The sequence below is a fragment of the Nitratireductor sp. XY-223 genome, from assembly GCF_004959855.1.
Lineage (GTDB): Bacteria > Pseudomonadota > Alphaproteobacteria > Rhizobiales > Rhizobiaceae > Hoeflea_A.
Genome location: NZ_SPNT01000001.1, coordinates 683901 through 710145, shown reverse-complemented (window position 1 = coordinate 710145; position 26245 = coordinate 683901). Strand labels below are relative to the sequence as shown.

At 62.5% G+C, this 26245-nt stretch carries 21 protein-coding genes; 9 read left to right on the top strand and 12 right to left on the bottom strand.

Features of this window, described 5'->3' with window-relative positions; all coding sequences use genetic code 11:
* Nucleotides 1-24: 24 nt before the first annotated feature.
* The 4 genes from E4M07_RS03090 to E4M07_RS03075 all read left to right on the top strand — a co-directional run bounded on the left by E4M07_RS03090 (nucleotide 25) and on the right by E4M07_RS03075 (nucleotide 2192).
* Nucleotides 25-336, top strand: a complete 312-nt coding sequence (locus E4M07_RS03090) for a hypothetical protein (protein WP_136656810.1) — start codon at nucleotides 25-27, stop codon at nucleotides 334-336.
* Between the two features lie 114 nt (nucleotides 337-450).
* Nucleotides 451-747 (top strand): hypothetical protein, encoded by a 297-nt coding sequence (locus tag E4M07_RS03085; RefSeq protein WP_136656809.1) that lies wholly within the window; start codon nucleotides 451-453, stop codon nucleotides 745-747.
* Nucleotides 748-831: 84 nt separating this feature from the next.
* Nucleotides 832-1221 (top strand): acyl-CoA thioesterase, encoded by a 390-nt coding sequence (locus E4M07_RS03080; RefSeq protein ID WP_136656808.1) that lies wholly within the window; start codon nucleotides 832-834, stop codon nucleotides 1219-1221.
* 29 nt (nucleotides 1222-1250) lie between these two features.
* Nucleotides 1251-2192, top strand: coding sequence for an AEC family transporter (locus tag E4M07_RS03075; RefSeq protein ID WP_136656807.1), 942 nt, complete (start codon nucleotides 1251-1253; stop codon nucleotides 2190-2192).
* Here the strand turns inward: E4M07_RS03075 and E4M07_RS03070 are convergent.
* Entirely contained in the window at nucleotides 2158-3759 is a 1602-nt protein-coding gene (locus E4M07_RS03070; protein ID WP_136656806.1) for a DHA2 family efflux MFS transporter permease subunit, read from the bottom strand. The genes E4M07_RS03075 and E4M07_RS03070 overlap by 35 nt on opposite strands.
* 17 nt (nucleotides 3760-3776) lie before the next feature.
* The gene (locus E4M07_RS03065) at nucleotides 3777-4844 is read right to left on the bottom strand and encodes an HlyD family secretion protein (protein ID WP_136656805.1); all 1068 of its coding nucleotides are present in this window, start codon (nucleotides 4842-4844) and stop codon (nucleotides 3777-3779) included.
* A 222-nt stretch (nucleotides 4845-5066) separates the two neighbouring features.
* On the opposite strand from E4M07_RS03065, the gene uvrB reads away from it, so the two are divergent.
* Entirely contained in the window at nucleotides 5067-7790 is a 2724-nt protein-coding gene (uvrB, locus tag E4M07_RS03060) for an excinuclease ABC subunit UvrB (RefSeq protein ID WP_136656804.1), read from the top strand.
* Between the two features lie 6 nt (nucleotides 7791-7796).
* Entirely contained in the window at nucleotides 7797-9065 is a 1269-nt protein-coding gene (locus E4M07_RS03055) for an NAD(P)/FAD-dependent oxidoreductase (protein WP_136656803.1), read from the top strand.
* 112 nt (nucleotides 9066-9177) lie between these two features.
* On the opposite strand, the gene E4M07_RS03050 is transcribed toward E4M07_RS03055, so the two are convergent.
* The 4 genes from E4M07_RS03050 to E4M07_RS03035 all read right to left on the bottom strand — a co-directional run bounded on the left by E4M07_RS03050 (nucleotide 9178) and on the right by E4M07_RS03035 (nucleotide 14522).
* A complete protein-coding gene (locus tag E4M07_RS03050; protein WP_136656802.1) occupies nucleotides 9178-10527 on the bottom strand; it encodes a cytochrome P460 family protein in 1350 nt (449 codons plus the stop codon).
* 205 nt (nucleotides 10528-10732) lie between these two features.
* On the bottom strand, nucleotides 10733-11476 hold the full coding sequence (locus E4M07_RS03045; RefSeq protein ID WP_136656801.1) for a hypothetical protein: 744 nt from the start codon (nucleotides 11474-11476) through the stop codon (nucleotides 10733-10735).
* 103 nt (nucleotides 11477-11579) lie between these two features.
* A complete protein-coding gene (dusA, locus tag E4M07_RS03040) occupies nucleotides 11580-12584 on the bottom strand; it encodes a tRNA dihydrouridine(20/20a) synthase DusA (RefSeq protein WP_136656800.1) in 1005 nt (334 codons plus the stop codon).
* A 120-nt stretch (nucleotides 12585-12704) separates the two neighbouring features.
* Entirely contained in the window at nucleotides 12705-14522 is a 1818-nt protein-coding gene (locus E4M07_RS03035) for a glycosyltransferase (RefSeq protein ID WP_136656799.1), read from the bottom strand.
* A 282-nt stretch (nucleotides 14523-14804) separates the two neighbouring features.
* Between E4M07_RS03035 and E4M07_RS03030 the strand changes: the two genes are divergently transcribed.
* Both E4M07_RS03030 and E4M07_RS03025 read left to right on the top strand, forming a co-directional pair.
* The gene (locus tag E4M07_RS03030; protein ID WP_136656798.1) at nucleotides 14805-15173 is read left to right on the top strand and encodes a hypothetical protein; all 369 of its coding nucleotides are present in this window, start codon (nucleotides 14805-14807) and stop codon (nucleotides 15171-15173) included.
* 70 nt (nucleotides 15174-15243) lie between these two features.
* On the top strand, nucleotides 15244-16419 hold the full coding sequence (locus E4M07_RS03025; RefSeq protein WP_136656797.1) for a rhamnan synthesis F family protein: 1176 nt from the start codon (nucleotides 15244-15246) through the stop codon (nucleotides 16417-16419).
* Between the two features lie 26 nt (nucleotides 16420-16445).
* Here the strand turns inward: E4M07_RS03025 and E4M07_RS03020 are convergent, their stop codons facing one another.
* The 4 genes from E4M07_RS03020 to hisD all read right to left on the bottom strand — a co-directional run bounded on the left by E4M07_RS03020 (nucleotide 16446) and on the right by hisD (nucleotide 20709).
* A complete protein-coding gene (locus tag E4M07_RS03020) occupies nucleotides 16446-17384 on the bottom strand; it encodes a glycosyltransferase family 2 protein (protein ID WP_136656796.1) in 939 nt (312 codons plus the stop codon).
* Nucleotides 17385-17640: 256 nt separating this feature from the next.
* Nucleotides 17641-18636, bottom strand: a complete 996-nt coding sequence (locus E4M07_RS03015) for an alcohol dehydrogenase catalytic domain-containing protein (RefSeq protein ID WP_136656795.1) — start codon at nucleotides 18634-18636, stop codon at nucleotides 17641-17643.
* Nucleotides 18633-19397, bottom strand: a complete 765-nt coding sequence (locus E4M07_RS03010; RefSeq protein ID WP_136656794.1) for an SDR family oxidoreductase — start codon at nucleotides 19395-19397, stop codon at nucleotides 18633-18635. The genes E4M07_RS03015 and E4M07_RS03010 overlap by 4 nt, the downstream gene beginning before the upstream one ends.
* A 4-nt stretch (nucleotides 19398-19401) precedes the next feature.
* Nucleotides 19402-20709: a histidinol dehydrogenase gene (gene hisD / locus E4M07_RS03005; RefSeq protein WP_136656793.1), complete on the bottom strand. Its 1308-nt coding sequence runs from the start codon at nucleotides 20707-20709 to the stop codon at nucleotides 19402-19404.
* Between the two features lie 122 nt (nucleotides 20710-20831).
* On the opposite strand from hisD, the gene E4M07_RS03000 reads away from it, so the two are divergent.
* Entirely contained in the window at nucleotides 20832-21842 is a 1011-nt protein-coding gene (locus E4M07_RS03000; protein ID WP_246660342.1) for a LacI family DNA-binding transcriptional regulator, read from the top strand.
* A gap of 41 nt (nucleotides 21843-21883) precedes the next feature.
* On the opposite strand, the gene E4M07_RS02995 is transcribed toward E4M07_RS03000, so the two are convergent.
* Together E4M07_RS02995 and E4M07_RS02990 are read right to left on the bottom strand one after the other, a co-directional pair.
* Nucleotides 21884-23932 (bottom strand): outer membrane beta-barrel protein, encoded by a 2049-nt coding sequence (locus E4M07_RS02995; RefSeq protein WP_136656791.1) that lies wholly within the window; start codon nucleotides 23930-23932, stop codon nucleotides 21884-21886.
* A gap of 202 nt (nucleotides 23933-24134) precedes the next feature.
* On the bottom strand, nucleotides 24135-26168 hold the full coding sequence (locus E4M07_RS02990; protein WP_136656790.1) for an outer membrane beta-barrel protein: 2034 nt from the start codon (nucleotides 26166-26168) through the stop codon (nucleotides 24135-24137).
* Between the last annotated feature and the right edge of the window lie 77 nt (nucleotides 26169-26245).

Sequence of the window (26245 nt, the reverse complement as noted above, 5' to 3'; positions counted from 1 at the left end):
GGTGACCCAAGGGAGAAACACGGTATGAAAAGCGTTCTATTGGCCCTTTGCATCGTTTCAGTCAGCTTTCCCGCGCTGGCAATCAATCGGTACAATGTGCAGTCGATGAGTTGTGCGGCGGTACAGCAGGCTGTCAACCGGGACGGTGCCGCAATCCTGCGGTGGCGATCCACACGCAATCCCTCCCTGCCGATCTATGACCGCTATGTCCGCAACGGCCTCTATTGCGATCCGAACGAATACGCCCAAAGGGCCTATGTTCCTTCGAGCAACAGGGCGAATTGCCTGGTTTATAAATGCGCTGACATCAGTGACAATCTCCTGTTCGACGATTGATGTCCTGACCGTTTCGAACGGGGTGTTTGCGGCCCGGCGGTGAGCGCCGGGCGATGCGTGCCGGACTTCGTGCCCGGCATCCGCTGTGCCTCCATAACCCGATACGAGGGTACCATGATGAGATTGATACTGTCGCTGACAGCCCTGCTTGTTGCAGCCCCCGCCTGGGCCGTACAGACCTACGATATCGGCAACATGACGTGCAGCCAGGTTCAGGCGATCGTCAAACGCGACGGCGTCGCGCAGCTGCGCTACAACTCGAAGAGCAAACCGTCGGTCCCGATTTACAACAGGTATGTTTCGGGAAGCACATTCTGCGGTTCCCGCTCGATCGCCAACCTGGCAACCGTTCCCACACGCGACAACTCGGCCTGCCGGGTCAAGATCTGCAAGCGTTTCGGCGATCGTTAATCCAACCCGGCCCTGCCGTTGCGGTTGCAAACTGCGGCAAAGCCGGTATCAGTCCCCCGACAAGGTCGAGAATCGGAGGGGACCATGACATCAGCCGACACCGGCGAACCGACGGGCGAGCTGACGCTTCGCACACTTGCCATGCCCGGAGATGCAAATGCCGCCGGCGATATATTCGGCGGCTGGGTCATGGCGCAGATGGATCTCGCCTGCGGCATCAGGGCCGCAGAGCACGCCGGCGGCAGGGTGGTGACCGCGGCCGTCAATGAAATGGTCTTCGAAAAGCCCATGCATGTCGGCGACACGCTCTGCGTTTACACCCATATCGAGAAAATCGGCAACACATCGATGACGCTGGTGGTCGAGGCCTGGGCGCAGCGCTATCTGCGGCCGCACCGCGAGAAGGTCATTGTCGGCCGCTTTGTCATGGTCGCGCTCGACGAAGACGGCAAGCCGACGCCGATTCGCAAATAGCAACGGATGTCCGCAGCGGGGGGTGAGCCATGCTTGCGAAAGTCGTTACGATCCTGATGCCCATATTTGTCATCATGGCGCTCGGATACGCGTCCGGCAGGCTGGGCATCCTCGGCGACAACAGCGCGGCCATCCTCAACCGCTTCGTGACCCACTTCTCGCTTCCGCTGCTGCTGTTCGGCGCGCTGGCCGGCTCACCACTCGAGAGGATATTCAATCTGCCCTTTGTCGTGTCGCTGGGGACGGCGGCGGTCGTCTGTTTTGTCCTGCCTCTCGTGCTTGTGCGGCGGAACAGCGACGTGCAGCAAAGGGCCATGCACGGTCTGGGCGCATCCTTCTCGAATGTCAGTTTTGTCGGACTCCCCCTCCTCACGCCGATTGTCGGCGCGCTGGCGCTTCCGGCCGTGGGCGTCGGGAACATCATCCTGCTGACGATTTTGGCGATCACCATCCTGATCCTGGAACTCGCCCGCAGCGGCAACGGCAGCCCGTTCGCAGCGCTTCGGACCGCGCTGCTGCACACGTTCAAGAACCCCATCATTTTCGCCATGGTACTGGGCGTTGCCTACTCCCTAAGCGGGTTTCCCCTTCCGGGCTGGGTCCACCGGACAACCGAGATCGCCGGCGCGGCGACACCCGCCGTTGCGCTTTTTGCCATGGGCGAAGCGCTGGTCAGATCGCGGCTTGCAAACCTCGGGGAAGTCGGTCTGCTCAGCGCGGTCAAACTCGTTGCGATGCCGCTCATCACAATCGGCATTTTGCTTCTGTTTCCGGATGTCGAGCCCAAATGGGCGGTTTCAGCAGTCCTCACCGCGGCACTTTCGACGGCGGTGCTCGATTACATCGTCGCCACCGAATACCGGGAAGACGTTAAGGAAGCGTCCGGCCTCGTCCTGGTGACAACGCTCCTGTCCGCGGCAACGCTGCCGGTTTTCATCATCCTGAGCCTGCGGCTCTGGCCGCTTTCCTGAAGCGCCCGAACGGCCGAATGTCGAGCCAGCCCGCGTAACCGCGTGAGCGGCTGGGCGTCGGGCTGCGGAAGAAGAAGGCGAGGACCGCCAGGCCGAACGTGCAGAAAGCCATATATTGTGCGATTTCGAATATGGTCTGCAATTGCGACTGCTTTTGAAGCAGTTCGGCCACATAGGCCATTTGGGTGTCATAGCTGACACCGCCGAGATCGTTCAGATATTGCTGAAGTGCCGGATTTGCCGGGTTGATGTCACCGACATGGCGCGTCCAGTTGGCAAGCTGTCCGTTGTAGTAGAGCGTGCCGACCGCTGTCGTTCCGAACGAGAAACCGAGCGTCTTGGTCAGATTGAACAGACCCGCCCCTTCATCGCGCCTCTCGGGGGAAAGATTTGCAAAAGCCCGTGCCGCGAGGATCGGAAACACCAGCATCATGCCGAACACGATCAGGACACCGGGCGGGACGGCCTCCCACTCGCTGATGTTTTCATTAAGCCGGCTGAACCAGTACCAGCCCGATCCCATGATCACACAGGCAAGGATGTAACTTTGCCGGAAGGACAGGAACGACTGTAGCCGGCCGGCGACAAAGCTGCCTGTCACACCGCCGGCCCCGTAGCATCCGATCACCACGCCCGCCGTCGATGCCTGCCACCCGAGACCGTCGACGAAGAGCTGCGGGGCAAGGATCATCAGCGCCAGGAAGGTACTGCCCATGGCCGTCACCACCAAGCAACACAGTGTGAAGTTGAGGTCGGCGAAGAGCCCGATGTCGATTATGTGGCGTTTGCCGAGATAGATGCCGCGACCGGCAACGACCAACGCCGCCACGAAGGATATCAGGAACAGGTGCACGATCGTGTGCGAACCGAACCAGTCGAGCTTGTCGCCCTGGTTCAGGCCGATCTGCAGCGTCGAAAGCATGGCCACGAGAAATCCGAGGCCCAGCCAGTCGGTTCGCATCGGTGTGTGCGGCGTGCGCCGCACAAAAGTCAGTATGAGGATTGTCGCCACGGCTCCGACCGGGATATTCACCCAGAAATTCCACCGCCAGTCCAGATCCTGCGCCAGATAGCCGCCCAGCATCGGTCCGAGCGCCGGCCCGCCCATGACGCCGACGACCCAGAAAGCGAGGACCTTGGCCCGTTCTTCCTCTTCGACCGCGTCGATCAGCATCGCCTGCGACAGCGGGATGAGCGGCCCGGAAAACAGCCCTTGGATGAACCGGAACGCGACGATCATGTCGAGGTCCTGCGCAAGCCCGCAGGCGACGGATGACACGACGAAGCCGATGACCGCCGTGAGGATGAGCACCTTCCGGCCCAGCATGCGCGACAGGTGCCCGGTGATCCCGATGACGATCGCCTGCCCGACGGCGAACATGGTCACCACCCAGGTCACCTCGTCCGTCGTCGCGTTCAGATTGCCCGCCATGTAAGGCAGCGCCACCGTAACGATCGTCAGGTCGATCGACGCCATCAGCGAGATGAACAGCGTCGTGACGATGATCATCGTCCGGTGGAAGCCGGGTGGCAGCGGTTTGATCTGGTGGGCTGGCTCCTGGGCCATCGGCGTTCCCTATCGCCCTATTGGGACTGGGCCGGGGTCGGATCGTCGGTATTGACCTCGACCGAGGCGCTGGCGCCGATCCGGTAGGGAAACTCGTCCTGCATGGCCGAAAGCGAAATGCGAACCGGGATACGCTGGGTGACTTTCACCCAGTTGCCGGTCGTATTCTGCGCCGGGAGCAGCGAGAAGGACGCGGCGGAACTGAAGCCGATGCTCTCGACGGTGCCGTCGAACGTCTTGTCGTCATACATGTCCAGCGTCACCGTCACCGGCTGTCCGGGCCGGATCCGGTCGACATTGGTCTCCTTGAAATTGGCGTCGATCCACCAGATCGCGGATTCGATGAACGGAAACAGCTGGTCGCCCGATGTGACGACGTCGCCCCGGCGCAGTGACAGGTTGGTCACATAGCCGTCGGCCGGCGCGACGATGGTCGTCCACTGTTTGTTGAGCTTGGCTTCGGTCAAGGACGCTTCCGCTTTCTGGATCTTTGCCTCGATCGATTCCGGTGTTCCGTATTCCTTTTCGGCCACCGTGAGGTCGGCCATCAGCGTGTCCAGCTTGGATTTGGCTTCGGCCAGGCTGTTTTCCACCTCGACACCCTTCAGCACCGGCTCCACGCCGTCGCGAACCAGCGGTTTCGTGGCCTTCGTCAGTTGCTCGGCCGTTGCGACGAGGGCCTGCTGCTCGGCCACCTGCGCCTTGGCCGCATCGACGCGCGCCTTGCCGGCCTCGATACCCTGGTGGACAAGCACGAGCGCGGCCTCGGCGGCGCTGAGTTCGGCGTCATAGAGACTGGAATCGATCGCAAACAGCTTGTCGCCCTGCTTGACGAGCTGATTGTCGGTGACGAAGACCTCGCTGATCTCGCCGTCGACGCGCGGCGATATCCACACGAAGTTCGCGTTCAGGTAGGCGTTGTCGGTGCCGGGATGATCCCTTTCGAAATTCCAGTAGAGGTAGATGCCGAACAGGATCAGGCCGCCGACGGCGAGCGCCGCGACGACGATCAGCCCCTCCCGCAACTTGCTCGGGGGCTTGTTCTCCTCGGCGGTTCCCGCGTTTTGGTCCGGCTCCGCATTCATGAGCGATTCCCCTCATAGCACTGGTTGGCCCGGCACTTGTTTGCCGGCATGTAGATTCGCAATAGGATTTCACATTATTGGCACACTGCACAATTGCAAATTGCCATGACGCATCCAACGACTTCACACCGGGCCGGTCTCCTGACACAACACTGTCAGGATGGCTGTTTTTCGGCACGCTCAGCCCTTTCCATTTCTGCATTCACTCGCCATATTCGCTGCATGGGATCCGATCGGAAGAAGAAACCTGCGAGCGGCTTCGAAGAGAAGCCGCAGGAGCCGCTTGAGGGAACACCGCTGACCGGCGGTGTCGGCGAGTGGGCAAAGGAAATCGCCGAAGAGGCGAAAAAGCCGCCGCGCAAGACGAAACGCGACCGCAAGGCGACGGCCGGGCGTACTGCCCGCGGCACCTCGATCGGCGGCAGCACGGATCCGAAAACCAGGGCCGCGGCAGGTCTCAATCCGGTGGCCGGTCTCGACATATCCCTTGAAGAGGCCGAGGAACTGAAGCCCGGCGCGAAGGCGCGTCCGACCGACGAAAAGGCCGGCTCATCGGGCGTCACCGCCACGGTCGAGGCGCTGAGCAAGCTGATCGAATCCGGCGATCCGCGCTTCAAGGACGGCAAGGCCTGGGTACCGCACAGACCGGCCCGTCCGGAAAAGTCCGAAGGCGGCATCACCATCCACATGAAGACCGATTTCGAGCCGAGCGGCGACCAGCCGACGGCCATCGGCGACCTCGTGTCGGGACTCGGCGACGATGACCGCACGCAGGTGCTGCTCGGAGTCACCGGCTCCGGCAAGACCTTCACCATGGCCAAGGTCATCGAGAAGACCCAGCGCCCGGCCCTGATCCTCGCGCCGAACAAGACCCTGGCGGCGCAGCTCTACGGCGAGTTCAAGAATTTCTTCCCTGAGAACGCTGTCGAGTATTTCGTTTCCTACTACGACTACTACCAGCCGGAAGCCTACGTGCCGCGCTCGGACACCTATATCGAGAAGGAGTCCTCGATCAACGAGCAGATCGACCGGATGCGCCACTCCGCGACGCGCGCGCTGATGGAGCGGGACGACGCGATCATCGTCGCGTCCGTGTCCTGCATCTACGGTATCGGCTCGGTCGAAACATACACGGCCATGACCTTCCAGATGCAGATCGGCGACCGCATCGACCAGCGGCAACTGCTCGCCGACCTGGTGGCGCAACAATACCGCCGCTCCGACATGAACTTCGTGCGCGGCACGTTCCGTGTACGCGGCGACACGATCGAGATCTTCCCGGCGCACCTGGAAGACCGTGCCTGGCGCGTTTCGCTCTTTGGCGACGAGATCGACGCGATCACCGAGTTCGACCCGCTGACCGGGCAGAAGACGGATGAACTCAAATCCGTGAAAATCTACGCCAATTCGCACTATGTGACGCCGCGCCCGACGCTCAACCAGGCGATCAAGTCGATCCGCCAGGAACTGGTCCACCGGCTGGAGGAACTGGAGCGCGCCGGCCGCCTGCTGGAGGCCCAGCGGCTCGAGCAGCGCACGCGATACGATCTCGAGATGCTGGAGGCGACCGGCTCCTGCCAGGGCATCGAGAACTATTCGCGTTATCTCACCGGCCGCGCGCCGGGCGAACCGCCGCCTACCCTGTTCGAATACATCCCCGACAACGCGCTGATCTTCCTCGACGAGAGCCACGTCACGGTGCCGCAGATCGGCGCCATGTATCGTGGCGACTTCCGCCGCAAGGCAACGCTCGCGGAATACGGTTTCCGGCTGCCCTCCTGCATGGACAACCGGCCGCTGCGCTTTGAGGAATGGGACGCGATGCGGCCCCAGACCATCGCCGTCTCGGCAACACCCGGCGGCTGGGAACTGGAGCAGTCCGGCGGTGTCTTCGCCGAACAGGTGATCCGCCCGACCGGCCTGATCGACCCGCCGGTCGAGGTGCGCCCGGCGAAGAATCAGGTCGACGACGTGCTCGACGAGATCCGGCTGACGACACAGAAGAGCTACCGGACGCTGGTGACGGTGCTGACCAAGCGCATGGCCGAGGATCTCACCGAATACCTGCACGAGCAGGGCGTGCGCGTGCGCTACATGCACTCCGACATCGATACGCTCGAGCGCATCGAGATCATCCGCGACCTGCGGCTCGGCGCCTTCGACGTGCTGGTCGGCATCAACCTGTTGCGCGAAGGTCTCGACATCCCCGAATGCGGGCTTGTCGCCATTCTCGACGCCGACAAGGAGGGCTTCCTGCGTTCCGAGACCTCGCTTGTGCAGACCATCGGCCGCGCAGCGCGCAATGTCGACGGCAAGGTGGTGCTTTACGCCGACACGGTCACCGGCTCCATGGACCGGGCGATGACCGAGACGAACCGCCGCCGCGACAAGCAGATGGCCTGGAATGCCGAGCACGGCATCACGCCGGAGAGCGTCAAGGCGCAGATCGCCGACATTCTCGACAGCGTCTACGAGCAGGATCACGTGCGCGCCGACATCTCCGGTTTCAAGGAAGACGGCGTGATGATCGGCAACAACCTTGCCGCCCATCTGGAGGATCTGGAAAAGAAGATGCGCGATGCGGCCGCCGATCTCGATTTCGAGGAGGCAGCGCGCCTGCGCGACGAGATCAAGCGGCTGCGCGAGACCGAGCTGGCCGTCCTGGACGATCCCCTCGCCCGGCTGGAAAGCGACATGGACGCAAGCCCCAAGGCGCGGCGGGAGAAACAGAAGCGGCGCGGGCCGCTGCCACGCAGCGAGCGTGGCACCGGTTACTTCAAGAAGCCCTCGCTCGACGACATGGGACCGGGCACCGATGTGGCGCGACCCGTGGGCTCGGGCGAGAAGCCGGTGAAGCGCGGCAAGATCGGCGCGGGATCCCATGAAGAGAGCGGCGGGCGGCGGCGCCAGATGACCCGCGGCAAGACCGGCAAACCGGGGCACTAGGCGTTTATGTCCCAGGCAATCAAAGACGTCGTCATCGTCGGAGCGGGCTTTGGCGGTCTTTCGGCCGCCAAAGAACTGGCAAAAGCTCCGGTCAACGTGACGATCATCGACCAGCAGAACCACCACCTCTTCCAGCCGCTTCTGTACCAGGTCGCCACCGCGTCGCTGACGCCGGCCGAGATCGCGGTGCCCATCCGCCACGTGCTGCGCAGCCAGCGCAACGCCCAGGTCATCATGGACAGGGTGGTCGGTGTCGATAAGGACGCACAGACGGTGGCGACGGAGAGCGGCAGGGTCCTGCCCTATGATGCGTTGGTGATCGCGACGGGCGCGCGCCACAGCTATTTCGGCAGGGATGACTGGGCCCAATTCGCGCCGGGTCTCAAGACCCTGAACGACGCGCTGGGCTTGCGGGAGAAAATCCTGACGGCCTTCGAAAAGGCCGAAATCGTGGTCGACGGCGACCCCGACGCCGCCAGGCGATTCCAGACATTCGTCGTGGTGGGCGCCGGCCCGACCGGCGTGGAGCTGGCCGGCGCGATCGCCGAGCTGGCACAGTCGGTGATGCGCGATTTTCGAAAAATCAGCAAGGAAAACAACAGGATAATCCTGCTAGAGGGCGGGCCACGCGTGCTCCCCTCCTTCGCCGAGGACCTGTCGCAGCGGGCTGCGCGGGATCTTGAGGCGCTCGGCGTCGAGGTGAGAACCGGTGCGATGGTGACCGACATCGCCGCCGGAACCGTGACGACGGACCAGGGCGACATCGCCGCCGAAACCGTCGTCTGGGCCGCCGGCGTGCAGGCTTCCCCGGCCGGCATATGGCTGTCGCTGCCGGTCACCCGCAGCGGGCATGTCGAGGTCGACACGACGCTGAGGCCCGACGGGCTCGAAAATGTCTACGTCATCGGCGACGCCGCCCGCCACGAGGCGAACGGCTCCCCGTTGCCGGGCATCGCGCCCGTCGCCAAGCAGATGGGGATCTATGTCGGCCGCCGGCTGGCGGCGCTGGCCCGCGGGCGGACCCCGACAAGGGGTTTTCGCTACGCGGACGCCGGGACGCTGGCCACGATCGGCCGCAACAGCGCAGTGGCCGAAATTTACGGCATCAAAATGAAGGGATTTCCGGGCTGGCTGCTGTGGGGCGCGGCCCACGTGTATTTCCTGATCGGCTTCAAGAACCGGCTCTTCGTCATGCTGCACTGGCTGTGGCTATACGTGACCTGGCAGCGCGGCGTGCGCCTCATCATGCACCGCGAACCGGGTGGCGACGTGTAGCCCCGGCGCATTCGGCAACAGCGATCACGCGCCCGCTGGCTTCGAACCGAATTGTGGTAGAGGCTCCGCGCCGCCGGCCCAATCACCGGCGGCGCGGCTGGAGGTCGGGCCCTTAACGCGCCCGGACTTCTTCCGGAAGGAAGAAGAGATAGTCGGCGTCCTCAGCGCCGGTGTGGCAGTCGTGGCAGAAGGTCATGGCATCGCTGCCCGGCCCTCCGGTCAGACCCACGGTCTGGCCGCCCGGCATCACCATCGCGTAGCGCCAGTCGGCGGTCGCCGCGTTGAAGCCGCGCGTCATCTTTTCCATGATGAACAACGGTCCGAGCGAGGCCTGCCCCTTGGCGTCGACGATAAAGCTCGCCTTGGCCGAGGTGGTGCCGATCGGCGCACTGCCGATCTCTTCGTATTTGGCATAGGCCTCCGCGCCGATATTGTTGGTGTAGTTCACCACGAAACGGTTGCCGTGCGTGGCGCTCGGATACGGGTACTTGGAGAAGTGAACGAAGTTCTCCCACCGGTTGACCGCCCAGTGCCCGCCGCCCTTGTAGGTCTTGACGAGTTCCGACTTCAGGCAGTCATAGAGTGCCGTGACCTCCTGCGGTCCCAGATTGAGGTCATCCGGATCGGCTGCCGCCGAGCTTGCACCGCACGGATTGCACGGGTTGCACGGATTGCAGGCCGCTGCCGCGCAGGGATTGGCTGCAGCGCACGGGTTCTTGGCCGCGCACGGGTTGCAGGCCGCCGCGGTCTTGGTTGCCGCGCAGGGATTGCACGCACCGCAGGCAGCCTTGGCGGCGCACGGGTTGCAGGCGCCGCAGGCCGAGGCTTTCTTGGCAGCGCACGGGTTGCACGGATTGCAGGCAGAAGCCGTCTTGGCCGCGCAGGGATTGCACGGATTGCAGGCAGCGCACGCCGCTTTAGCGGCACACGGATTGCACGGGTTGCACGCGGATGCCGTCTTGGCCGCGCACGGGTTGCAAGGATTGCAGGCGCCGCAGGCGGCCTTGGCCGCGCAGGGATTGCACGCACCGCATGCGGCCTTCGCCGCACAGGGGTTGCACAGCGCGGCCTGCTGCAGCCGCGGAACATAGCATTCCGTTGCCGCCGATCCTGCACCGGCCGCGCAGGGATTGCACGGGTTGCAGGGGTTGCATGCCGCAGCGGCGCAGGGATTGCACGGATTACACGCACCGCAAGCAGCCTTGGCCGCGCAGGGGTTGCACGGGTTGCACGCAGATACCTTCTTGGCCGCACACGGGTTGCAGGCGCCGCAGGCCGCTTTCGCTGCACACGGGTTGCAGGCGGCGGCGGTTTTCTTCGCTGCACACGGGTTGGCTGCGCACGAGGCGGTGCTCGGTGTCGAAAGGCCCGCCGATAGAAGCAGCGTCCCACCCGCCGCCCCCGCCAGCGCCAATGGCACCACGGCAACCGTTGTCAGCAATTTCGATTTGATTGTCGCCATTCGTATCTCCTCCGCCTGACCGGACGTACGAGCGCCGGCTGGGTGCGTTTCTCATCCACGATTCAAGCTTAAGATGTCGGCGGTAACCTGCGTGTCACAATCGCTTGATCGCCCCGTCAACAATTCGAGAGGTGGAATTTACTTGGGCAATCCGTCGAAACGCGAATGGCGGGCCTGAACGGGCGGTCGCGGCGCCTGCGGCAGCCTATTTCTGGCGGGCGCGGCGAAGCGCTTTCTTCAGCTCGTTTGTCTGCCGTTCGATGCTGATGTCCACGATCGACGTGATCTCCAGTTTGCGGTCTTCGTAGATATCGCGGTCCGGGTGCAGCTTCGCCCAGGCTTCGAGCGTCGTGTCACGCTGTTTGAGCAGCGCAACGACCTGTGGCCTAAACAGCTGCATCAGCGCCGAGAGCGCCCGGTTCGTCGCCAGGCACGGATAGCTCTGCTCCACGTCGAAGCGGTCGATCATGGCGATCACGTCGTCACAGGAATAGAACGTTTCGCCCGTCACCCAGCGGTTCGTCGTGAACATGCCGATGGGAAGGCCCGGACGGTTCATGGAGATCGCCACGATATGCGACAGCGCGTCCTTGCCGGAGGGTCTTTCGGTCTCGCCCGTGTAGGGCACGGGCCGCGTCTTGCGGGGCATGCCCTTGGCCCGCAGGAACGTATGGAAATGTCCGTGTTCACCGCTTTCGGGCCGGTGGGCATGATAGTAGTACTGCGCGTGGGATTCCGCGTCGTAGACGTCCCCCTTCGGATAGTGCTCCTCCTCGTAGAAGGTGCCCTGGTGGGCCAGGCACTGCCCGACGAGGTTCTGCCCGGATTTCTTCAGCAGCCTCAGGTTTTCCCGCACCGCATCGGCGGCTTCGGTCATGCGTTCGAGCGCCTCTGTCGGCAGTTCGGCAAGGGCCTTCGGCAGATCGAATTTCAGCGGTGTGCTGTCCATGGCGTTCCGGTCCGGTCATTGTGCAATCGGCAGGGCCTGTTTGACCAAACTAGGCGCGCGCCATCAAGGGGCAAGCAATAACAAGCGCTTGATCGCCCGACCTTCAGGCGACAAGCGGCTCGCGCGGCCGTATGGCGGCAAAGGCCTCGGCGATCACCTCGACACCGGCACCCTCCCGGCGCGCGTCGTCGGAAAGGATCTGCCGGTAGCGCCGTGCGCCGGGCTGGCCATGGAAGAGCCCCACCATGTGGCGGGTCACGTGAATGAGCCGGCCGCCCTGCCCCATATAGCGATCCGCGTAGGCCATCATGGCATCGCGCACCTCGTTCCAGCCGATGGCAGGATGGGTGTCGCCGTAAAACAGCCGGTCCACGTCAGCGAGCAGACCGGTATTGTGGTACGCGGCGCGCCCCAGCATGACGCCGTCGACGGGCCGCGACAGCTCCAGCGCATGATTCAGATCCTCAATACCGCCGTTTATACCAATGAATTCATTCGGAAAATCCGATTTCAGGCGAAACACACGGTCGTAGTCCAGCGGCGGAATATCGCGGTTCTCCTTGGGACTGAGCCCCTCAAGCCAGGCCTTGCGGGCATGCACCCACAGCGCGTCGGCACCGGCGGAGAATACCCCCTCGGCCATGGTGCTGAGAGCGGCTTCCGGATCCTGGTCGTCGACGCCGATACGGCATTTAACCGTGACCGGAACCGGCAGCGCCGCCTTCATGGCGCCGACACATTCGGCGACGAGCACCGGCTCGCGCATCAGGCAGGCGCCGAAACGGCCCGATTTGACGCGGTCGGACGGGCAGCCGACATTCAGGTTGATCTCGTCATAACCCATGTCGGAAGCGATGCGGCCGGCGGCAACCAGCTTGTCCGGTTCCGATCCGCCGAGCTGCAACGCGACCGGATGCTCGACCAGATCAAAGCCGATCAACTTCTCCCGGTCGCCATGGATCACCGCATCGGCCACCACCATCTCGGTATAGAGCAGCGCCCGCTTCGTCAGCAGCCGGTGCAGATAGCGGCAATGCCGGTCCGTCCAGTCCATCATCGGCGCAACGGCGAAGACTTTATCTTTTTCTTTCAACGCGTTATGATACATTCTGTCAGATTAGGCCGTAAAAAATCCCGTACAAACTGGACACACCTCACGCGTTAGTACTCCGTTTGCACGAAAATTGCACGGACTGAACAAGCGTGATCCTAAAACGGACCGGAACGATCAGAATTTGTCGAAGAGCGCCTCGAGTTTTTTCATGAAAAGCTCGGGTCGGTATGCCTTGAGCGCGTGTTCGCGACCGGCAAGACCCAGGGCGCGGGCGTACGACCGGTCCCCGATCAGGCCTTCCAACTGGTCTGCCAGCATCGCCTGGCCCGCTTCGCCGACCGGAAACAGCAGCCCGGTTTCCCCGTGGCGGATGATCTCCGGCGTTCCGCCGGCCGAAGTTCCCAGAACGGGCACACCGTATGCCATCGCCTCGGTCGTTACCCGTCCGAAATTTTCGCCGCTGCGATTGTCGACACCCTGGGTGTTCATGACGAAGGCATCGGATGCAACAAGGTAACGGCCGGTATCGGGCGTCGCGGTGAAAAGCCGCTTCCTCGAAAGGACACGATGCTCACTCAGGGAGCGGGACAGGAGAAAGCGCCTCAACCGGCTTTCGCTTCTAAAGCCGATAAGCAGGAGCTTTACCGGCAGCTTCCTTTCTGACGCCAACGCGCCCAGGGTCCGTGACAGCAGCAACTGGCCTTTTCGGGTTTCGAACGTGCCGATGTTGGTAACGAGGAAATCGTCCGGCCGCACGCCGAGTCGAGCGCGGATCATTTGCCGTGACGCACCGGCGCGGATTGCGGTCCCGTCACCCGACGCCAGGTCCTTTTCGACCCTGGCCATGAAAGCGGCGCTGAAAGCCGGATTGATCGTGTGGGTTTCCGGCAGTTCGATCTCGTTGGCCCAGCTGCACCGGCCGGCATCGCTGTCAAACAAAACCCCTGCCGACTTTCCGACCAGTCCGGCGTTCGGCCGAAAGAACTCGACGTCGATTTCATGGATCCACCACAACAGGCGTTTCAACAGGCCTGGGACATGCTCGAGGCAGGAGCGGACCCATGTCTCGGTGCGCTGATCAAGCGTGTTGGCGACAACGAAGTCGGCTTTGGCGGCAAGGTCGAAGCTGCTTTCAATCGGCACGACCGGAACATCGTATTCGGCTGCCAGATCGAACCCACGAACTTTGTCATCGGCACTGACTAGGCGCACATGCGCGCCCGCCCGACAGAGCATCTGCGCGGTTTCCAGAAGCACCAGCGGCGCACCTGTCCGGGACAGCTCGTGCGCGACCAGCAGGATTGACTTGCCGGCAAACCGGTTCGGCCGCGGCATCGCATAAACCGGCTGGTCCCGCCTCTTCAGTGTCAGTTCCAGAACATCCGCCGAGATCGGCCCGGGGCGGTCGGACCCGATAACGGCGCGTTGCCCGCCGACGCATATCAGACGATCATCCCGGATTCCCGCGCATGGAATCTTAAGGCGATAGGGCAGCGTGCCGAAGATTGACCAGTTGCCTGTCTCCGGATCGAACTGCTGTACGGCATCCGTAAGGCGCAAATAGAACTCCTCCGGGTGCTTGTAGATCTGGCCGCCTACGACGAGAATTTTTCCGTCGTGACTGAGGACCGAGAAATCAACATGGGAAGCGGCAACGGGCAGATCGGCAATGCGGACCCACTCGCCGGTCGGCGTATCCAGCCTGAAACACTCGCCGATATAGTCCTCACGCGTTTCACCGGTGCAGGTGAACTCCGGGTCGCCAGCGATGGCGACAAAATCTCCCTGCTGCCCGCCGATCACATAAAGGCTGTCATTCAGCAGAACGCTTCCGCGGTGCATGCCGGGAACTGGTATCGGTGTTTCGGTCCGCCAGTCTTCCTCGGCGGCGCGGCCATTTTCAATGGCGATGCTCCAGTGATCGGCGCAGGGTGTCCAGCGGTCCTTTTCCGCCCCGCCGACAAAGTGAAGCCGACCCTTCCAAAGCTGCATCGTCCCAGCATAGCGCACATCCGGGAGGTCCGGCAGCCCTGTCCAGGACCCGGCCTGCGAGTCATAGCAATAGACGCGTGCACATGCCGGCCGGCATTGCGGACCGACCTGACCGCCCGCCGAATAAATGTACCGCACGCCGTCCGCGGCAACGGCAGTATGCGAATTTGGAAATTCAGGCGGCAGTTCAATGGACGACGTCCACGCGCTGCGCGCGCGGTCGAACACATGCGCCGTATCATTGACAGTGCTTAGGTTCGTGTATCCTCCAAACAGGTAGAAATGGTCGCCGATCTGAGCACAGGCCGCGTCATAGGCATAAACCGGGCAAACCGGCCCGAACCGCCATTGAAGATTATTCGGCCGCCGCAAAGACCGTTCCACCTGTGCAAGTTCGCGTCGTTTTCTTATGCTTCGCTTTATTTTGCCCAGCACTTGGGAATTCCCGGTCCAGCGTTGCAAATTATCGTCAGGAGTCAGATACAGGGCGGCCTCTTTGACCGTTTCTCACTCTATGCCGCGCTCAAATGCCGGAGCAAGCGCCGGATGCCTGTTCTCCAGTCTCAAAACGTCGACGCGAACGTTTGCCGCCTGCCGGGTCGGGAGTCGACAGCCCGGCGCTTCCAGCCGTATTATGGCGCGCAAAGGTGAGACGCTTTTGTTTTCGCCAACGCCGACGGCATGATCTCAATCGTCCACCCCGTATTCCAGCAGCCCCCGCATGAAACCGACCCCACTTTGGAAACTGAAACGGGAACTGCGCCGGCTTCTTCTGCAGATCGTCTCCTGGCCCGCATATTTCATCGAGTACGTGTTTGCGACGCCGATATACGATTTGGCGCACCGTGGGAAAATACGGCGTCTGGAGGGCAATGTCGGTATCACACGCCGGATCGCCATATATGTGATCTACCCAAGCGATGGCCTGCTGGAGAGCCACCTGATCGCGCTCAGATATATGGTTTCGAAGGGAGTGGCGCCTCTGGTCGTGTCAAATCTCCCGCTCTCCGATATGGAACGCACCGCCTTGCGGCCTGTGACGTGGCGATGTCTTGAGCGGCAGAATGTCGGTTACGATTTCGGCGGGTACCGGGACGGCGTTCTGGAGCTGGCGGAACAGCGCACGCACCTTGATCGTTTGTATTTCCTCAATGATTCAACCTGGTTTCCGCTTCCGGATTCGGACGACTGGTTCGACGATGTCGAACAGCTCGATGTCGATCTGTGCGGTGCCGCGTCAAATTGGGGAATAGCGCGGTTCAACTACAGCGAACTTGATGATGCCGTCTGGAGCTACGACTCCGGCCACAGGAAATTTCACTATTGCTCCTTCGCGCTGGCCTGCTCGGGGCGTCTTGCCCGAGACCGTCAGTTCCTGCGCTTCTGGGAACACCTCAGGATGAGTGGAACCAAGAAGCGTGTCGTACGACGAGGCGAGGTCGGATTTACGCAATGGGCGCTGCGAAACGGATACTCACATGCATCAACCCTGAATGTCGCCTCGGTCAATCAGTTGCTCGCAAGTCTTGATGACGATCGGACGTGGGAGTTGGCGCGCAATCTGATCATTCCGGAAGACAAGCGTCTGCTGGCCCTGAAGAAACAGGTTCTGGCGGATCCCACCACTGACCGGACCCGCCTCGAAAAACTGATCATGTTGGCAATATCGCGTCAGGGTATCAGCTATGCCGGCATCGACCTTATCTGCAGCGAGGCAGGGTTCCCCTTCGTCAAGAAGTCACCGTTGTGGCTCGATGAGGAAGCGTCAGCGGTCCTGGTCGCATTTCTTCAAGCACGCGAGGATTGCAGGACGTTCCATGACGAGGCGGCTGCTTTGCGCCGGTTGAGACTGAAGCCCCAGAAAGCGAGCGCCGGCGAGCATCGGATGTCCACGTAACCGACCGGCACGGCTCTTCGGTCGCCTCACATCCATCCGAACCGGTTGGGGATTTTTCCTCCAAGCGCCCTGTTTCCGGGTGAGGCTTGCCGGACCGGCGCACGCGGCTTGCGCGCAGACCAAACACCATTCAAAAAACCAAGGTTCTCGGACCGTTTTCGGGCCGAAAGCACGTTGATCGGAGACAGCACCCTGAGAAGTCCCGAGGCCGAGGCCTTTGCATATGCGTAGGGAACGCCGTGTTTTCGTGTGGCGTATACGCGGGACTGACCCATATACATCGCCTTTTGCCTCGCGGTTTGGGCGTTCCGCAGGCTCGACTGGCCGCGCGCGTGACTGACAATTGCATCGCTCAGGCACAGGAGAGCACCACACTGATGTTTGAGCCGAAGGCTTATGTCGTCGTCCTCGTGGTACAGGAAGATCTGCTCGTCGAATCCTCCGACCGCTTCAAAGGCGGAGCGGCGCACAAAGAGTGCGGCACCTGAGAGGACGGGAAGCCTCCTGTCCCGCGCCGAGCCACCCTCGACTTCCCAATTCCGGCGCGGCAACAGGACACTGGAGCGCTTCAGCAGCCGTTTCCTGCCATTGCACAGATCGATCGGATTGAACGCACAGGCCTCGGGATGAATGTCGGCACCTTTCAGCAGGGCCTGGATTGCTCCCGCCTGCAGCTTCGCGTCGGGGTTCAGGAAAAGCAGGAACTCGGTTTCAACGCCCCGCGCTCCAATATTGCAGGCACGCCCGAAACCAAGATTCTTGCCGTTTTCGATTAAACGGATAGAAGTCCGCGCGCAAAGCGACCGGACACGCTGTATATCCTCTGACCCGTTGTCCACAATGACGACTCTTACGTCATCGGGCAAAGAAGCGAGCATTTCCGGTAAGATCTGGCTGCTATTGAAGCAGACGCTGATTACTGTAACACGCTTTGAGGCTGTGCCACTTGTAGGCCTCGTTTCCATTTATTCGTCTCAACCAAAACAACGAACGTTGGATCTGCAATACACCAACTGCAAAGCCTACCTTTTGTCACCGTTAAATACAAACGTCCTCTTCATCACATCTTGTGGTTATGAACCACGATTCTCGGCTACTTCGTGCCGCACCAAGGGCGCAGGCAAAGCACGGCAAGGCTTTGGCGCGCAAAGATCCCGGCGCCGCATGCCACAAGGAATCACGTGCCTTCCGCGGCCCTACCGTCGAGCCGGGAAATCGCCTCTATTCGTTTGGTTTGAGGATGATCTTCGGGGCCTCCACCCGGCCGGCGAGGATGTCCTCGAAAGCGGACTGTCCGCCGCCGAGTGGGCGCCGCTCGACCCAATCGAGCGGACCCATGCGGCCATCACAGATCGCCCGGGCCGTCTCGCGAAAGTCCTGCTTCGTATAGGTATAGGTCCCGATGAAGGTGATTTCCTGAAGCGTCATGCGGCGAAAATCGGCTTCGCCGCCGCTGCCGCCGAGCCCGATATGCGTGATCACGCCGCCGGGCCGCGCATGCGCAATCGCCTGCGACCGCGTCGCGGCAAATCCGACCGCATCGACAATCAGATCGAATTGTTCGTCCTCGCCAAGTTCCTCCGGGGCGATCGCGGCCAGCCCGCATGCGTCGCGAAGATAGGCCCGCCGCCCGGGATTCGGCTCCGACAGGGTGATGTCCGGGGCGCCGGCGGCCTCGAGGCTGAGCGCCGCGCCGACGCCGATCGCACCGCCGCCAATGACGAGCACCCCTGCCCGGTCGATTTCAGCAGACATCGCCCGCCGCGCCAACCGCACGGCGTGCCAGCCGCAGGCAAGCGGTTCCGCCAGTGCGGCAACGTCAAAGGAAATATTGTCGGGAATTTCAAAGAGATTGGCGGGCGGCACGGCGATCATCTGGGCGAATGCGCCCTCGCGCGGCTGCATCGAGAGGATTTGCCTGCCGGGGCAGATATTATCCCGGCCCGACCGGCAGACGGGGCATTGGCCGCAAGCCACAAGCGGATTGACGGTGACGCGCCTGCCGGCAAGGCTCCCGGTCTTGACGACCCCGGCGGCTTCATGGCCGAGGATGAGCGGCGGCGGCCGGCGCTCGTCATGGCCGAGAAACGCGTGCATGTCCGACCCGCAGATTCCGACGCTCTCGACGGCGACGATGACCTCTCCGTCCGCCGGCGCGGGCTGCGGCACCTCCCGGCAAGCGAGGCGTCTTTCTCCCTGGTAGACCAGCGCCTTCATTTTGCGGTGAACCCCCCGTCGACCATCAGCACCTGACCGGTGACGTAGCGGCAGGCATCGGAGCACAGGAACAGCATCGGACCGTCCAGGTCTTCCGCCTCGCCGTTGCGGCCGATGCAGGTCTGCGCGGCGTTGCGCTCGGCGCGCTGCGGATCGTCAAAGACGGCGGCGGTGAGCTCGGTCCGGAAGAAGCCCGGGCCGATGGCGTTGACGTTGATGCCGTATCGCGACCAGCTCTCGGCCATGGAGCGGGTCAACTGGGCGATTGCGGCCTTCGATGCACCGTAGGACACCCCGCCCGGAAACGCCCGTGTCGTCTGAAGCGAAGCGAAATTGACGATCCGTCCCCACCCCTTCTCCCGCATGGCCGGCACCAGCGCCTGGCTGAGGAAAAACGGGACCGCGAGATTAAGGTCCAATGTCCGGTCCCACCCCTCGGGCGTCACCGCGTCGGCGGGCTCCCGCGGGTTGATGCCGGCGGCATTGACGAGGATGTCCGGAGCGCCGAACCGGTCGGAAACCGCCCCGGCCAGTTCAGACAGCCGCCCACGCTGCGCGAGATCGAAGGCCACCGATGCAGTGTCGCCCGCGGTATCCGATTGCCATTTCTCCAGCGCGTCCTTCCGGCGCGCGACGCCGACGACCTGTGCACCGGCCCGCGCGAGCGTCTCGGCGGCGCGGCGCCCCAGCCCCGAACTTGCACCGGTCACGCAGGCGACCTTGCCCGTCAGATCGAAGAGCCCGGCAAATCCGTGTTCCATCGTCCTATTCATCCACTGACAGGTCAAAGGTCTCGCCGGGAAAGTATTTGCGCAGGCGAATATCGGCGGTGCGTGCGTGCCCCTCCATGCCTTCAAGGCGCGAGATGCGGGCGGTTGCCTCCGCCACCGGTCTGGCGCCGTCCCGCGTCGCCTTCTGCCACGTGACGATCTTCATGAACTTGTGGACCGACAACCCGCCGGTGTAGCTGGCCGCCCCCGATGTCGGCAGCACATGGTTGGTGCCCGAAGCCTTGTCCCCGAAGGCGACGGTCGTCTCCTCGCCGAGAAAGAGCGAGCCGTAGCATTGCAGCCGGTCCAGCCACCACGGCAGGTCCGCCGCCTGGACCGTCAGGTGTTCGGGCGCGTATTCGTCCGCCGTCGCGGCCATCTCCTCGCGGTCGCCGCAGACGATGACTTCGGCATAGTCGCGCCAGGCAGCCTCCGCGTTTTGCCTGTTGGTTTCGGGCAGATCCGAAATGAGCCCGGGCACCAGCTCCATGACCCGCTCGCCGAGTGCCCGGTCGTCCGTGACCAGCCAGACGGGCGAGTTGTAGCCGTGCTCGGCCTGCCCGACGAGATCGGCCGCGACGATCGCCGCGTCGGCTGTCCCATCGGCCAGGATCAGGCTGTCCGTCGGCCCGGCGAACATGTCGATCCCCACCCGGCCGTAGAGGATCCGCTTTGCCTCCGCCACGAACTGGTTTCCCGGGCCGACGAGGATATCCGCCCTCGGCAACCCGAACAGGCCGAAGGTCATCGCCGCGACCCCCTGCACCCCGCCCATTGCGAGGATCGTATCCGCCCCGCAAAGATCGGCCGTATAGACGATTGCCGGCGCGATGCCGACGCCGGGACGGGGCGGCGAGCAGGCGACGATGTTCCGGCACCCGGCGACCCTGGCGGTCGTCACCGTCATTATGGCCGAGGCGATATGGCTGTAGCGCCCGCCGGGCACGTAGCAGCCGGCCGTGCCGCACGGGATGCTCTTCTGGCCGGCGACGAGCCCCGGAACGATCTCGACCTCGATATCCTTCAGCGTCTCGCGCTGCGCCTCGGCGAAACGGCGGACATTGTCGTGCGCGAAACGGATATCGTCCTTCAGCTTCTCCGGCACGAGCGCCACCGCCGCATCGATCTCGTCGCGGCAAAGGACGACATTGCCGTCGTAACGGTCGAACTTCGCGGCATATTCGAGCGCTTTCGCGTCGCCGCCCGCTTCTATGGCATCGAGGATCTCCTGCACCGTGGCGCGTACGTCCGTCGTGTCGCTGGTCGAGGTCAGTTCTGCCTTCTTCAAATATGTGCGTGGCATCGAGGCTCCTGAATGACTGTGCTCCTCACAGGAATGTAAGCGCTTGCATTGCCCAATGTAAAGGCTTGCATTTTGATATGCCGCGCCATTATCTTGGCACGGTTCGAATCCGGGAGACGTCCTTGGAGAAATTTCAGCTTCCGACGCTGGAAGATGTCGCCCGTCAGGCAAAGGTCTCGACGGCAACGGTCTCGCGCTGCCTCAGCAGGCCCGAGACCGTCAGGCGCTCGACCCGTGAGCGGGTCATGCAGGTGGTCGGCGAACTCGGCTACACGCCGAATTTCGGCGCCCAGGCGATGGCGGCGAAGCGCACCAACACCATCGGCGCCGTTATCCCGACCATGGACAATGCGATCTTCGCGAAAGGCCTGCAGGCCTTCCAGGAGGAAATCAGCAATCGCGGGGCCAGCCTGCTGGTCGCCAGTTCCTCCTACCGAAAGGACGTTGAGGAAAAGCAGATCAGGTCGCTGATCGCGCGCGGGGTCGATGCCCTGCTGCTGATCGGCGATGACCGCGACAATGAGGTCTACGATTATCTGGCGAAGCGCCGGATTCCCTATGTGCTTGCCTGGAACCACCGCAAGGGCGCGCGCCACACCTTTGTCGGCTTCGACAATTTCCGAGCCGCGTACGAGATGGCCGAACGCGTCGTCGGATACGGGCACCGCGACATCGCCATGATCGCCGGCGTCACCGACAGCAACGACCGGGCGAGAGACCGGCTGTCCGGCGTGCGACAGGCGCTGTCCGACCATGGAATACCGGGCCTTGCGGTGACGGAATGTGCCTACAGCATCGATGCCGCCGGTGATGTGTTCGAGACAATCGTCAGCGGCGACAGGCGCCCGACCGCCATCGTCTGCGGCAATGACGTTTTGGCAGCCGGCGCGATCATCAGGGCCAAATCGATGGGTGTTGAGGTTCCGCGGGACATCTCGGTGACCGGTTTCGACGACATCGAACTGGCAACGGTCGTCGAACCGGGTATCACGACCGTTCATGTCCCGCACGGCAGGATGGGCCGGTCGGCGGCGACCGCTCTTTTCACGGCCCTCGAGAACCGCCGGCCGCGAAGCCGGAGGCTTGAAACCCGTATCGTGGAGCGGCAATCGCTGGCGGCGCCGCGGCAATAGAATTTGCCGAGCGTTTCGACGACGGCATGCGCATGTGGCGACTACATAAGCGGCGGCACGTTGAACTTGTAGTTCAGCCCGACCCGGAAGATATGTGCGTCGAAGCCGAATTCCACTTCCTGGCCGTTGGTCGTGTCGTAGACCAGGTTCTTGTCGGCGGTGACGAGATAGAGATATTCCGACTTGAAGGACCAGCGATCCGAGAGCCGCGCCTCGACGCCGGCGCCAGCCACCAGGCCCGGCTGCGTGCCGCTCCACGCAATGTTGTCATCGTTGTCGATCGAGCACGGGGCGTCATCATTACCGCAATGCTCGACGCCGGCCAGCGCCAGGCCGCCGGTGACATAGGCCATGGCCTTGTCGTTGGCGACGCCCATGCGCCCGCGCACCGTCGCCAGCCAGTCCATATTCGCCTTGACGTAGGTGTCGGCCGGAGTGACTCTATCGTAGAATAATTTGTCTTCACTGAAACCGGTCCAGCTCACATCGCCCTCGAGGCCAAAAACGAAGCCGCCCATCTGGTAGTTGTAACCGGCCTGGGCGCCGGCGATGCCGGCAAAGCCGCGCAGATCGAAATCGCCGTCCGGCCGCCTGAACATATCCCAGCTCCAGTCCATGGCGCGCCCGTTGAAGGCGCCGATGCCGCCGCTCACGCCGGCATAAACGCCCTGCCAGGGCCCGCCGGACGGGATCTCGGAACCGCCCGCAGGCAACCCGCCCAGGTGATAGTTCAGGCCCACCCGAAAGATATGCGCGTCAAAGCCGAAATCGATGTCCTCATCATCTACTGTGTTGTAAACGATGTTCTTGTCGGCGGTGACGAGATAGAGATATTCGGACTTGAAGGACCAGCGGTCCGACAGCCGCGCCTCGACGCCCGCGCCCGCCACGAGGCCCGGCTGCGTGCCGCTCCAGGCGATGTTGTTATCGTTGTCGATCGAGCATGGGGCACTCGGATCGTTGTTGGCGCAATGCTCGACGCCGGCCAGCGCCAGGCCGCCGGTGACATAGGCCATGGCCTGGTCGTTGGCGACGCCCATGCGTCCGCGCACCGTCGCCAGCCAGTCCATGTTGGATTTGACATAGCTGTCGAGAGAGGTTCCGTCGAGGAACGCTCTTTCCTCGCTGAAACCGGTCCAGCTCACATCACCCTCGATGCCAAAGACAAGACCGCCCATCTGGTGGTTATAGCCGGCCTGGGCGCCGAAGATTCCGGCAAAACCGCGCTGATCGATATCGCCGTCAGGATCCGAAATGGTACCGCGATCCCAATCCGTCGCCCGCCCGTTGAAAGAGCCGATCCCGCCGCTCACACCGGCATAGATGCCCTGCCAGGGCCCGCCAGCATACATGTCGGAACCGCCGCCTGTCGGCAATCCGCTCAGATGATAGTTCAGCCCGACCCGGAAGATATGCGCATCGAAGCCGAAATCGACATCCTGATTGTCCACTGTGTTGTAAACAACATTCTTGTCGGCGGTGACGAGATAGAGATATTCCGACTTGAAGGACCAGCGGTCCGACAGCCGTGCTTCGACGCCGACGCCCGCCACGAGGCCGGGCTGCGTGCCGCTCCAGGCGATATCGTCAAGGCCATTGATCAAGCACGGATTGTGGTCATTGGCGCAATGCTCGACGCCGGCCAGCGCCAGGCCGCCGGTGACGTAGGCCATGGCCTGGTCGTTGGCGAGGCCCATGCGCCCGCGCACCGTCGCCAGCCAGTCCATATTCGCCTTGACATAGGAGAAGCCTGTACGAAAAGCCTCATCCTCATTGAAACCCGTCCAACTCACATCGCCTTCAAGGCCGATGACAAGGCCGCCGAGCTGGTAATTGTAGCCCGCCTGTGCGCCGAAGATACCGGCAAAACCGCGTAAATCTAAATCACCGTCCGGATTTTCAAAGAGGTCGAAGCCCCAGTCTGTGGCGCGCCCGTTGAAGGAGCCGATCCCGCCGCTGACGCCGCCGTAGAACCCTTCCCAAGTATTGACCGGCAAAGGTTCATCCGCCCAGGACGGCACCGCATAAAGGCTGACCGAAACCATGGCCGCGGATGCCAATAAAACAGACCGGATGCTTTGACCCACCATCAAGCATTTCCCCCAAAAATGCCCGGCCAGTAAGCTTGATTCATCGAAAAAAATCAACGTTTAACTTACAATTGCGGCCAATCTGCCGCACTCAACGGTAGAAACGGCGACGAATGTTGCATCGGGGTGACATGCATCGTCTCACGCCTCCCGCAGAAATCCTACTGGAGCGTCTCGATGACGGCATCCACACCTGCAACGACTACATCAGCGGCGGCACGTTGAACTTGTAGTTCAGCCCGACCCGGAAGATATGCGCGTCGAAACCGAAATCGACATCCTGGCCGTTGGTCGTGTCGTAGACCAGGTTCTTGTCGGCGGTGACGAGATAGAGATATTCCGACTTGAACGACCAGCGGTCCGACAGCCGTGCCTCGACGCCGGCGCCGGCCACGAGGCCCGGCTGCGTGCCGCTCCAGGCAATGTCGTCGTCACCATCGATCGAGCAGGGGTCGTTGTCATTTGCGCAATGCTCGACGCCGGCCAGCGCCAGCCCTCCGGTGACATATGCCATGGCCTTGTCATTGGCGACGCCCATGCGCCCGCGCACCGTTGCCAGCCAGTCCATATTCGCCTTGACGTAGTGATCGCCGCCATCGAGCGTATCGTCTTCACTGAAACCGGTCCAGCTCGCATCGCCCTCGAAGCCGAAGACAAGGCCGCCCATCTGATAGTTGTAGCCGGCCTGGGCGCCGAAGATCCCGGCAAAACTGCGCAGATCGAAATCGCCGTCTGGATTTTCGACCAAATCCACGCTCGAGTCCATGGTCCGCCCGTTGAACGAGCCGATGCCGCCGCTGACGCCGGCATAAAGGCCTTGCCATGGCCCGCCGGACGGAATGTCGGAACCGCCGGTGGGCAATCCGCCCAGGTGATAGTTCAGCCCGACCCGGAAGATATGCGCATCGAAGCCGAAATCGATGTCGTGATCGAGTACCGAATTGTAGACGATGTTCTTGTCGGCGGTGACAAGATAGAGATATTCCGACTTGAACGACCACCGGTTCGAGAGCCGCGCCTCGACGCCGGCGCCTGCCACGAGGCCCGGCTGCGTGCCGCTCCAGGCGATGTTCTCATCGTTGTCGATCGAACACGGGGCGTCATGATCACTGTTGGCGCAGTGCTCGACGCCGGCCAGCGCCAGGCCGCCGGTGACATAGGCCATGGCCTGGTCGTTAGCCACACCCATGCGCCCGCGCACAGTCGCCAGCCAGTCCATGTTGGATTTGACATAGCTGTCGGGAATGGTGTCATCGAGGTATACTCTGCCTTCGCTGAAACCGGTCCAGCTCACATCGCCCTCGAAGCCGAAGACAAACCCGCCATGCTGGTGGTTGTAGCCGGCCTGGGCGCCGAAAATCCCGGCAAAGCCGCGCTGATCGATATCGGCGTCCGGACCTCTGAATGTGCCCCAGTGCCAGTCAATGGCCCGGCCGTTGAAGGAGCCGATCCCGCCGTTCACGCCGGCATAAAGGCCCTGCCAGGGCCCACCAGCATACATGTCGGAACCGCCACCCGTCGGCAATCCGCCAAGATGATAGTTCAAGCCGACGCGGAAGATATGCGCATCGAAGCCGAAGTCCACGTCGCCGCCGCCTGTATCGTAAATGACATTCTTGTTGGCGGTAACGAGATAGAGATATTCCGATTTGAAGGACCAGCGGTCCGAGAGCCGCGCCTCGACACCGGCGCCGGCAACGAGGCCCGGCTGCGTACCGCTCCAGGCGATGGCATCATCCCCATCGATCGAGCACGGGTCACCTTCGTTGGCGCAATGCTCGACACCGGCGAGCGCCAGGCCGCCGGTGACATAGGCCATCGCCTGCTCGTTGGCGAGGCCCATGCGCCCGCGAACCGTCGCCAGCCAGTCCATATTCGCCTTGACGTAGTAGGTGTCGTCATCAAACGACCTGCCTTCACTGAAACCGGTCCAGCTCACATCGCCCTCGAGGCCAATGACAAGGCCGCCGAGCTGATAATTGTAGCCCGCCTGTGCGCCGAAAATGCCGGCAAAGCCGCGCAGATCGATGTCGCCGTCCGGGCTTTCGAAAATGTCAAATTCCCAGTCCATGGCGCGTCCGTTGAAGGAACCGATCCCGCCGCTGATGCCGCCGTAGAACCCTTCCCATGTATTGGCTGGCGAAGGCTCGTCCGCCCAGGACGGCGCCGCACAAAGGCTGACCGAAACCATGGCCGCGGATGCCAACAAGGCAGACCGGACGCTTTGACCCATCATCAAGCTATCCCCCCAAAAGAATATGTTTGGTCAGTTAGCTTGATTCATCGAAAAAAATCAACGGTTACCTTACGTTT

Excerpts from the sequence above, each read along its gene's own strand:
- E4M07_RS03090 (WP_136656810.1), top strand. The coding sequence starts at position 25 with ATGAAAAGCGTTCTATTGGCCCTTTGCATCGTTTCAGTCAGCTTTCCC.
- E4M07_RS03085 (WP_136656809.1), top strand. The coding sequence starts at position 451 with ATGATGAGATTGATACTGTCGCTGACAGCCCTGCTTGTTGCAGCCCCC.
- E4M07_RS03080 (WP_136656808.1), top strand. The coding sequence starts at position 832 with ATGACATCAGCCGACACCGGCGAACCGACGGGCGAGCTGACGCTTCGC.
- E4M07_RS03075 (WP_136656807.1), top strand. The coding sequence starts at position 1,251 with ATGCTTGCGAAAGTCGTTACGATCCTGATGCCCATATTTGTCATCATG.
- E4M07_RS03070 (WP_136656806.1), bottom strand. The coding sequence starts at position 3,759 with ATGGCCCAGGAGCCAGCCCACCAGATCAAACCGCTGCCACCCGGCTTC.
- E4M07_RS03065 (WP_136656805.1), bottom strand. The coding sequence starts at position 4,844 with ATGAATGCGGAGCCGGACCAAAACGCGGGAACCGCCGAGGAGAACAAG.
- uvrB (WP_136656804.1), top strand. The coding sequence starts at position 5,067 with ATGGGATCCGATCGGAAGAAGAAACCTGCGAGCGGCTTCGAAGAGAAG.
- E4M07_RS03055 (WP_136656803.1), top strand. The coding sequence starts at position 7,797 with ATGTCCCAGGCAATCAAAGACGTCGTCATCGTCGGAGCGGGCTTTGGC.
- E4M07_RS03050 (WP_136656802.1), bottom strand. The coding sequence starts at position 10,527 with ATGGCGACAATCAAATCGAAATTGCTGACAACGGTTGCCGTGGTGCCA.
- E4M07_RS03045 (WP_136656801.1), bottom strand. The coding sequence starts at position 11,476 with ATGGACAGCACACCGCTGAAATTCGATCTGCCGAAGGCCCTTGCCGAA.
- dusA (WP_136656800.1), bottom strand. The coding sequence starts at position 12,584 with ATGTATCATAACGCGTTGAAAGAAAAAGATAAAGTCTTCGCCGTTGCG.
- E4M07_RS03035 (WP_136656799.1), bottom strand. The coding sequence starts at position 14,522 with ATGCAGCTTTGGAAGGGTCGGCTTCACTTTGTCGGCGGGGCGGAAAAG.
- E4M07_RS03030 (WP_136656798.1), top strand. The coding sequence starts at position 14,805 with ATGGTCGCCGATCTGAGCACAGGCCGCGTCATAGGCATAAACCGGGCA.
- E4M07_RS03025 (WP_136656797.1), top strand. The coding sequence starts at position 15,244 with ATGAAACCGACCCCACTTTGGAAACTGAAACGGGAACTGCGCCGGCTT.
- E4M07_RS03020 (WP_136656796.1), bottom strand. The coding sequence starts at position 17,384 with ATGGAAACGAGGCCTACAAGTGGCACAGCCTCAAAGCGTGTTACAGTA.
- E4M07_RS03015 (WP_136656795.1), bottom strand. The coding sequence starts at position 18,636 with ATGAAGGCGCTGGTCTACCAGGGAGAAAGACGCCTCGCTTGCCGGGAG.
- E4M07_RS03010 (WP_136656794.1), bottom strand. The coding sequence starts at position 19,397 with ATGGAACACGGATTTGCCGGGCTCTTCGATCTGACGGGCAAGGTCGCC.
- hisD (WP_136656793.1), bottom strand. The coding sequence starts at position 20,709 with ATGCCACGCACATATTTGAAGAAGGCAGAACTGACCTCGACCAGCGAC.
- E4M07_RS02995 (WP_136656791.1), bottom strand. The coding sequence starts at position 23,932 with ATGGTGGGTCAAAGCATCCGGTCTGTTTTATTGGCATCCGCGGCCATG.
- E4M07_RS02990 (WP_136656790.1), bottom strand. The coding sequence starts at position 26,168 with ATGATGGGTCAAAGCGTCCGGTCTGCCTTGTTGGCATCCGCGGCCATG.